The organism is bacterium (assembly GCA_030247525.1).
Lineage (GTDB): Bacteria > Electryoneota > JAOADG01 > JAOADG01 > JAOADG01 > JAOTSC01.
This window is the reverse complement of the sequence record JAOTSC010000132.1, coordinates 1-9555: the sequence shown is the minus strand read 5'-3', so window position 1 is coordinate 9555 and position 9555 is coordinate 1. Positions and strand designations below refer to the sequence as shown.

Below are 9555 nucleotides of genomic sequence, written 5' to 3'. Positions count from 1 at the left end.
GAACAAAGATACGGAAGTATCGTTAGTCTCGGGTTAAAAATTCGCGTAAAATGAATTGATTGCCAACGAAACCCAACTAACCAATGGACTAAAGAAGATGCCAAGAACCAACGTTGGAACGGCACACACCAAAAGCAATGCGGACGTTGATGTTGGAAGCATAGTAACAGTTTCATGTTCAGAATCGACTAAGAACATCTCTCGGACGATCTTCACGTAATACACAACACTCACGACTGTGTTGATTACGGCAATCAATGCCAGCACTGTTTGATTCTTATCAAGCAAAGCGCTAAATACCAAGAACTTGCCGATAAAACCTGCCAGTGGGGGAATACCCGCTAAACTAAATAAGAAGATCGATAGCAAAACTGCCGTCTTCGGATCGCGCTTGCCTAATCCGCGATATACCGCCAAATCGACACTGCCATTGGATCGTTCTATCCACTCGACGATGGCAAAAGCGCCAAGGTTCATAAACAAATAGGCAACTAAATAAAACATCATGGCAATATAGCCTTCTGCCGAGTTCACTACGAACACTGTGAGCAGATACCCAGCTTGAGCGATCGAACTATACGCCAACAGTCGTTTCAAATTTGTTTGTGGTAAGGCGGCAAGATTTCCCAGTGTCATGGTAGCAACAGCAATCCACCAGAAAAGCTGATCCCAACCAAACATTGCGACAAAATTCGGTGGGACTATTGTTGCGAGAAATCGGGTCAAAGCATAAAGACCGGCAGCTTTTGGTGCCACCGAGAAGAACGCCGTCATAGGTGTCGGCGAACCTTGATAGACATCTGGACACCAGAAATGGAACGGGACAGCAGCGATTTTATAACCGAATCCCGTCATCATCAGCAGCATTGCGACAAAGAGTACCAACTCATATCCGGCAGCGCCTCCCATGAGAACTTCCCGGATCATATCGTAATTGGTCTCGCCGGTTATGCCATAGAGATAGGAGAAGCCAAATAGCATCGCGCCAATCGAGACCGCTCCGAAGAGCACATACTTCAGCGCAGCTTCACCGGATAGTTTATCCAACCGATAATATCCGGTTAGGATGTAGGAGGGAATCGATACTGTTTCCAATCCGACGATGAGCAAAACGAAGTCGTTGGCACCGGCTATGATAAACATGCCAAATACGATAGCAGAAAGGAGGAGATAGTACTCCCCACTTTTTGCAAATCTCGGTAAAGCAATCCAGATCGACAAGATTCCAGCACCGGCAGCGAACAACTTCAGGAATTGCGAGAAGAGATCGACTTTGAAAGTGCCTGAGAAGTAGATTCCTTCCGGAGCGATTACGATGGATACACCTGCTGCAACGACAAACAGCAACGAAGCCATCCATGCCAGCGTAGTCCGGTTACCGCGCGGCGCTATCACATCCCACAGCAGCAACAGCACAAAGCCGACGGCAAAAACGATTTCTCCGGAGGCTCCGATAAAATCGTTCAAATTGATCGACATATTAGAATCCGTTGAGTGCGACGGAAACCGCCGGCTGTACAAGTGTTATCAGGTGATTCAGCGATCCGGAAATGATGTTCAAAACCGGATGCGGATACACACCGAGAATGATTGTTATTACTGCTAACGGAATCAGGGTAAACAATTCCCGTCCGTTGATATCCGGCAAGTCCTTATACTTCTCGTTCAAGGGACCGAAAAATACACGTTGAATCGTCCAGAGCAGATAGGCGGCGGTAATCACGATTCCGAACACAGCGATAATCGTATAAAGCGGCCAAGTCTGGTAACTTCCCAAGAACACGAGTACTTCGGAAATGAATCCGCTCATGCCTGGTAAACCGAGCGATGCAAAAAATGCCAGTGCAAACATACCCATGTACCGGGGCACTACTGCGCCAATACCGCCAAAGCCATTGATTTCACGGTGGTGCGCGCGATCATACACGACCCCCACCAAGAGGAATAACATAGCAGCGATGGTACCGTGATTGAACATCTGGAACACCGCTCCGTTAATGGCAGCAGGCGTCATTGCACTCATTCCCAATAGGACGTATCCCATGTGAGAAATCGAACTGTAGGCGACCAGTTTCTTCAAATCCTTTTGTGCCATCGCACAGAACGCGCCATAGACGATGTTGACAACGCCAAGGATGGCAAGGAATTCAGTAAAGTACAACGTTGCATCGGGCAGGATTGCGAAGTTAATCCGCAGCATCCCGTACGTACCCATCTTCAACAAGATACCGGCAAGAATAACGGAGATGGCAGTCGGCGCTTCGACGTGAGCGTCGGGTAACCAAGTATGGAACGGGAAGACTGGTACTTTAATCGCAAAGCCGATAAATAATGCCATCCAGAGTACCGAACGAATACCATAGCCGAGGAACGTTCCGGTTGCACGCAGCCAATCGCTTTGGTTCGCTTGATTCATCATTGTAATCATGTCAAACGTATGACGACCAGTGACAGGATCGACGGTATTCTGATAGAGCAGAATCATCGCCAATAACATGAGCACCGAACCCGCTAACGTATAGAGGAAGAACTTAATGGCAGCGTACACCCTCCGCGGGCCACCCCAGATTCCGATGAGGAAATACATCGGCAGCAGCATGATCTCCCAGAAGACGTAGAAGAGGAAGAAGTCAAGCGCAACAAATGTTCCCATCATACCCGTTTCGAGTAAGAGGAACATTGCCATGTAACCTTTCACTGACTTCGTGATGCCCCACGAGGCAAAGATGCAGAGGAAACTCAGCAGGGCAGTGAGCCAGACCAATGGGAACGAGATACCGTCAACACCAACATAGTAGTTGATGTTGTAGGCACCGATCCAAGCGTGCTTCTCAACGAATTGAAAAGAATTGGGATCGTTCACACCAATGAGGGCAGTATTGTAATCGAAGATCATCACGGTCGAAATCACCAACGGGACGAAGGTGAAAGCGGCGGCGGCCCAACGGATGATGTTGTCGCGACCTTTTGGCAGCAGCAAGATTACGATCATTCCCAGTAGCGGGAAAAAAGTGAGTGCGGTCAGGGGACCCATTTAGATGTCTCCTCCTTCTACAGCAGAGTTCCGGCGATTACGACGAGTATAATTACGCCGACAACCACTCCGGTCGATAAGAGATAACGTTGAATATCACCGGTTTGCACGAGGCGAACCCGTCTGCCAAACCAACCTACGGTATTGGCAAGTCCGTTTACACCGCCATCGATTACCCGATTGTCGAAAATGCCATGGCCGACGCTGAAGTTTCTTGCCAGCCAACCGACGCCATTGACAGCGCCATCGATGATGAGACCATCGAACCACGCCATCAGCTGTCCGAACAGCAGCGTTGCCTTAATAACAGTCGCTGAGTACAATTCATCGAACCACCATTTGTTCAACATCCCTTGATAGACAATACCAAGGCGAGCTTTCCAAGCGGATGAATCGACAACTTTTTTGAAGAAAGTCAGATAGCTTAGATAAATGCCGCCACCAGCAACAATTAGGGACAAAATCATTGCAATCAAATGGGCGGTGTGTTCGGTGTGCGACGCTTCATGGCCACCACCGTGACCACCTTCACCTTCCACTTTTTCGCCATGAGTCTTCGCTTGCATTTGATCAGCTAAACTAACGTAACCGGGATGGGGATCAGGTTGATTGTTCTGTGCGGCGGATTCGCGGTCACCTTGATACTCAGCGTCGATGGCGCGGAGGTAGGCAAGTTTCGTAGAATCCTGCGCCGTCATTGGCACACCGGAATTCACTTTGGTTACTAAGTGTTCGCGCTCAGTTGGTTTGTTCTCATTGTTCATCGCATAGGCGCGTTGTGGTGTTGCCACAAAATCCGAGAACCAACCTTTGGTCGAGAACGGATTCACATTCGGTAGTGTAAACCAGAAGAACACCGATAACGTCGCTAATGTAAGAAGCGGTATCGTCATCACTTTCGGCGATTCGTGGAGGTGGTGTTCCGCTTCGTGACCGCTTTGGAAAGTCCCGTGGAAAGTTTTAAAGATGATGCGGAACATATAGAATGCAGTCATACCGGCAGTGACAAAACCAAAGCCAACTAACAGCCAACCGATACCGCCATGCTCCATCGCAAAAGCAAGCGTCGAACCAAGAATCGCATCTTTTGAAAGAAAACCGCTCGTGAACGGAACGCCACTGATTGCCAAAGTGGCGATGAGCATCGTCCAATAGGTAATCGGCAACGCTTTCTTCATACCGCCCATATTGCGCATGTCCTGTGGATCGGCGTGGCTGTGGATGTGATGCAGCGAATGGTGCATTGCATGAATCACAGAACCGGACGCCAAGAACAAACAGGCTTTGAAAAATGCGTGCGTTACTAAATGGAATAAACCTGCTGTGTACGCGCCAACCCCTAATCCCAAAATCATGTAACCCAATTGGGAAATGGTGGAATAAGCCAACACCTTTTTAATGTCATGTTGGGCAACGGCTATCGTCGCCGCAAAGAAGGCGGTGAACCCACCAATCGTCGCGATGACTAATCCAGCATCGGGGGTGATAATCGGGAAGATTCGCGCCACCAAGTACACACCGGCGGCAACCATTGTTGCAGCATGGATTAAAGCACTGACGGGAGTCGGGCCTTCCATGGCATCGGGCAGCCAAACGTGTAACGGGAACTGGGCAGATTTTCCGATTGCGCCGCAAAAGAGTAGCAGACCGATAATCGTTAATACACTCATATCGATCTTGCCATCGGCTACCGCATTATAAATTGCTTGAAGATTTAAATCGCCGATGTAGAAAAACACCATCAGAATACCGAGCAACATCCCGACATCGCCGACTCGATTAGTTAGAAACGCTTTCTTCGACGCTTCCGCCGGAGCATTCTTCTCGTGCCAGAATCCAATCAGGAGATAACTGGAAAGCCCAACCAATTCCCAGAAGATGTAGAGACCAATCAGACTATCGGCGAGCACCAATCCCAACATCGAGAAACTAAAAAGCGAAAGGTATGCAAAAAATCGTCCATACTTCGGGTCATCCTTCATGTACCCAGTACTAAACAGATGTACCAGCGAACTGACCAGCGTCACGACGATAAGCATAATCGATGTAAGGATATCGAAATGGATGCCGAAATTGATGGATAACTTCCCCATCGGGATCCATTGGAAACTCCAATTCTCCGACCAATTAGGACCTGACGCGAGCATCTGTGCAAACAACCACAGCGAAATTGCCAAACCAGTGAAAATGGTTCCCAACGAGATGAAGTCACCACCCCGGGGGAGTTTCTTGTGCGTCAGTAACACCAAGGCAAACGATGCCAGTGGCAGGAGCCAGACGGTAACAGCAAGACCGATCATTGTTTAAGCTCCGCTGCTTGGTCGACAAATACCGTACCGCGTTGGCGATATAAGCCGAGGAAAATTGCTAAGGCGACAGCTGCTTCCGCTGCAGCCAGTAGAATAATAAAGAGTGCGACGATGTGACCGCGGATGTTCCCGCCGGAGAATTTCGAGAATGCGACAAAATTCAGGCCAGCGCTATTTAGTATTAACTCGATCCCCATTAAAATGGAAACCGCGTTTCGGCGTGTCATCACCGCTAACAAACCTAACAGAAACAACGCGGCAGCGATTACAAGGTAGACAGTAAGATTATTCAGCATCTTCGTCATTCCTTTCCCGACCGAGGCGAACAGCGCCAATCAGCGCGGCAACCAATAGAATCGACGACGCTTCAAACGCAATCACATATTCAAAAATCAAACTCTTGCCAATTTTCGCAGTCGTCGGTTCCAAGGCTAACGGTCGGTCCGGCCAAACCGTCGACAACAGCAAAAGAATCAAACCGAGACCAAGAGCGAGAACGGGAATTAATGCGACATACCGTTGGTGCGTCTGTTCGATGATTTCCAGATTTGTGATGCGTGCAGTAAGCAAGACACCGAAGATGATTAGGATGAGGATTCCACCGACATACACTAACACTTGTGTTGCGGCAAGAAAGTCTGCCGATAACAAGACATACAACGCCGCCACTCCAAAAAAAGTAAACAAGAGGGCAAACGCCGAATAGAGAATGCGTGGGGAAAAGGTAACAATCGATGCCGAGACCAATGTTACCACTCCAAAGAATCCGATGGCAATATCGGTTAACATTAAGCTTGCCCTCCATCAGGACCCGGGCACTTGTCGCTAAAGGGTTCTTCCGGTTTCGCTTCCACTTTCGCATCGGCAACCGGCGTTGCATCTGCAGCAACGGCTGGTTTCGGCGCCGGTGGGGGTGGCGGTGGTTTGGGTGCGGCAGCCTTCGCAGCTTTTTCGGCAGCAGCAGCGGCAACCAACTGGTCGCGTTCGACCGATGTGTACTTGGAATAATTCGTGAATAAAGTTGAACGGTCATTCGTAGTAAAATGAAAATCGGGAATCATGTAAATCGCATCGTCATTACAGACGGTAGTGCACAACCCGCAATACAAACACTTCGAGTGGTCAATGGTGAATTCGGCAAGATGCAAGGGACGTTTCTTGCCGTTCGGACGAACACCCAAGTCTTCCCCGGCAGTCGGTCGCGCCGTGACAATCGTAATAATGCCGGGCGGACATATCTTATCGCACTGCAGGCAACCGCCGCACAGGTCGATGTCGACATGGACCCGCTGGCGAGAGACTGCAGGAATATCGAGATTTTCGTGGGGATATTGGATAGTCACAGGTTTACGGAAAAAATGTCGACCAGTAACACCCATTCCAATAAGTGTTGTGGTGAATCCTTCCCACACCTCAAAAAACCATTGAAGGAATGCGTTGCGCTTCGGTTTCGTTTCCACATGGGAAATCGGGACCCCGAGCGCAGTTCTCATTTCTGCCATATTGCTGCCACCGTTGCGATTGCGATGAAATTAACGAGCGCCAAAGGCAGGAAAATCTTCCAGCAAATGTGCATGAGTTGGTCGACTCGAACCCGGGGCAATGTCCAACGCAACCAAATTTGGACAAAGACAATAACCATCGCTTTGAGGATTAACCATGCCGGTCCGGGAATAAACGACAGCCAAGGTGCCGGGGCTAATGCGCCGCCAAGGAAAACAACCGAGGCAATCGCCGCGACGATAAACATGTTCGCATATTCCGCGAGGAAGAACATGGCAAACCGGATTCCGGTGTACTCGGTGTGGTAACCGGCGACCAATTCGGATTCCGATTCGGGTATATCGAAGGGGGTACGGTTAGTCTCAGCCAGCGATGCCCAGAAGTAGATAATGAATGCAATGATCGTGAAAGGTGGCACCCGGAAGAGGTACCAATTCCAAAAGTATCCGTCACCCGGAAAACCGGTACGTTGCGCTTCCATGATTTCGTTAAATGACAGCGAACCTGCCAGCATGACCGGCAACATCAATGATAACGAAATCGGGATTTCGTAGCTGATCATTTGCGCTGCCGAACGCATCGCGCCGTAGAGCGCCCACTTATTGTTGCTCGCCCATCCTGCCATCAGAATACCGATGACAACGGTACTCGAAAGCGCTACCGCGTAATAGATACCGATGTTAAGATCGGAGCCGACTAATGTGGTGGCAAATGGTATTACGGCCAACACACCAAGCGATCCGGCGAAAACAATGTATGGGGCTAACTTGAAAAGCTTCGGATCGGCAAGAGCTGGAATGATGTCTTCTTTGAGTAGAAGCTTTATCGCATCGGCAAGGGTTTGCGCCCACCCTTGGAAGCCCCAACCACCCGCTTCCATCGGACCGTAACGATCTTGGGCATAGGCGCTGATTTTCCGTTCGAGATACACCGCGATTAGTGCAAACACCGTGACGAATGCAACAATGATTGATGCCCATACCAGTTGCCAAACTATGAGCGGCAAACCCGGTAAAAGACTTTCTAATGGGTTCATCGATCCACCTCCCCCAGCACGATGTCGATCGAACCAAGGATAATGACGAGGTCTGCAATGAGTTGATCCCGCGCAAGTACTTGCACTACCGACAGGTTACAGTAGGCGGGGCTGCGAACTTTCAGTCGGTAGGGAAGTTTAGTTCCGTCGCTTACGATGTAATAACCGATCTCGCCACGCGGAGTTTCGGTGCGGAAGTAAACATCGCCAACCGGCATTTTCATGAAGTTCTTAGGAACTTTTTCTTGGACATTCCCTTCGGGAAGGTCTTTCAATGCTTGTCGGATAATCTTAACCGATTCCAGCATCTCCAAGACTCGAACAAAGTAGCGATCCCAATTGTCGCCGACGGTACCTTTTCTACCATCGCCAACAATGACATTGAAGTCGTAATTTTCATAGCCGGAATATGGCTCGTCTTTCCGCAAGTCCCATTTGATGCCGCTGCCACGAAGAACGGGACCGGTTACCCCATAAGCAATTGCAATTTCCGGGGGCAACACACCGACATTCGCACAACGTTCGACGAATATCTTATTGTAGGAAAGTAAGTCGTTGTATTCATTTACTTTAGGTTCAAAGTAGTCGCAAAATTCAAGACACTCCTGAATCCATCCGTCCGGCAAATCGTTGGATAAACCTCCGACCCACATATAAGAATAGAGGAGTCGACCACCACAAACTTTCTCGAACATATCAAGAATGCGTTCCCGGTCACGGAAACAGTAGAGGAATGGAGTGAAGGCACCAGCATCGAGACCGAACGTACCTACCGCGATTAAATGCGAGGCTATCCGGTTTAGCTCTGCCATAGCGACACGTATACGTTGTACCCGCTCGTTGACTTCGATACCCATTAACTTTTCGACTGCGAGCACATAGCCGAAATTCTCATTCATGGCGGCGCAGTAATCAAGCCGGTCGGTGTAAGGAACCACTTGGTTGTAGGGAATCGTTTCGCAGATTTTTTCCATACAGCGATGGAGGTACCCGATGTGCGGTATCGCTTCGTGGACGATTTCCCCGTCGGTATGCAATTCCACGCGAAGTACGCCGTGCGTTGAAGGGTGTTGCGGCCCCATATTCAGCGTCATGCTTTCGCCGACGACAGTTTCCTTGCGGGGGCTAAGTCCGAGCGGAATTTCTAAATCGAGTACTGGCATTAGTTCACCGGCCTTCCTGAGCGATCAGGTTCGGTCGCATCGATTCGCATGCCGTTGTAAAATTCAGCGTGTACATAATCTTTCAAAAGCGGATGACCTTCCCAATCGTCGGGAAGTAGAATGCGGCGTAAGTCAGGATGTCCATAAAATATTATACCAAACAGATCGTAGATTTCGCGCTCGTGCCATTCCGCCGCCGGCCAGAGATCAGTGATAGACGCAGTTTCCGGCTTATCACGGGGAATCCGTTTTTTAATTATCAAACGTTCATTGCGGGAAAATGCAAACAAATGATATACAACTTCCAAATGGGTCTTGCGGTCGACGCCAGAAACACAGTGCATTTGATCGAAGCGGGCTTGCTCGTTGGTGCGTAAGGTGTTACAGACAATCTTGAAATGCTCCGGTGTCAATAGCACTGCTTTTTCGCTGGCTAACGCTTCGATAATCCACTCCGGCTTCGATTCCGGATGCTTCGCAGCAATCCATTCGACCCAATCGCGGGTAGGC

The 9555-nt window shown here is 49.4% G+C and carries 9 protein-coding genes; all 9 read right to left on the bottom strand.

Translation table 11 applies throughout. From position 1 onward, the window contains the following. Positions 1-33: 33 nt before the first annotated feature. Positions 34-1479: an NADH-quinone oxidoreductase subunit N gene (locus OEM52_11425; protein ID MDK9700745.1), complete on the bottom strand. Its 1446-nt coding sequence runs from the start codon at positions 1477-1479 to the stop codon at positions 34-36. A gap of 1 nt (position 1480) precedes the next feature. Next, positions 1481-3034, bottom strand: a complete 1554-nt coding sequence (locus OEM52_11420; protein ID MDK9700744.1) for an NADH-quinone oxidoreductase subunit M — start codon at positions 3032-3034, stop codon at positions 1481-1483. 17 nt (positions 3035-3051) lie between these two features. Beyond that, the gene (gene nuoL / locus OEM52_11415; GenBank protein ID MDK9700743.1) at positions 3052-5334 is read right to left on the bottom strand and encodes an NADH-quinone oxidoreductase subunit L; all 2283 of its coding nucleotides are present in this window, start codon (positions 5332-5334) and stop codon (positions 3052-3054) included. Beyond that, positions 5331-5639, bottom strand: a complete 309-nt coding sequence (nuoK, locus tag OEM52_11410) for an NADH-quinone oxidoreductase subunit NuoK (protein MDK9700742.1) — start codon at positions 5637-5639, stop codon at positions 5331-5333. The genes nuoL and nuoK overlap by 4 nt, the downstream gene beginning before the upstream one ends. After that, positions 5629-6132, bottom strand: a complete 504-nt coding sequence (locus tag OEM52_11405) for an NADH-quinone oxidoreductase subunit J (protein ID MDK9700741.1) — start codon at positions 6130-6132, stop codon at positions 5629-5631. Before OEM52_11405 ends, nuoK begins: the two co-directional genes overlap by 11 nt. After that, positions 6132-6845 carry a 4Fe-4S dicluster domain-containing protein gene (locus OEM52_11400; protein MDK9700740.1) on the bottom strand — a complete coding sequence of 238 codons (714 nt, stop codon included), beginning with the start codon at positions 6843-6845 and terminating at the stop codon, positions 6132-6134. Before OEM52_11400 ends, OEM52_11405 begins: the two co-directional genes overlap by 1 nt. Beyond that, complete coding sequence (nuoH, locus tag OEM52_11395) at positions 6833-7882, bottom strand: NADH-quinone oxidoreductase subunit NuoH (protein MDK9700739.1); 1050 nt, start codon at positions 7880-7882, stop codon at positions 6833-6835. Before nuoH ends, OEM52_11400 begins: the two co-directional genes overlap by 13 nt. After that, entirely contained in the window at positions 7879-8976 is a 1098-nt protein-coding gene (locus tag OEM52_11390; protein MDK9700738.1) for an NADH-quinone oxidoreductase subunit D, read from the bottom strand. Before OEM52_11390 ends, nuoH begins: the two co-directional genes overlap by 4 nt. Before the next feature lie 68 nt (positions 8977-9044). Further along, a partial coding sequence (locus OEM52_11385) for an NADH-quinone oxidoreductase subunit C (GenBank protein MDK9700737.1) occupies positions 9045-9555 on the bottom strand: 511 nt, incomplete at its 5' end.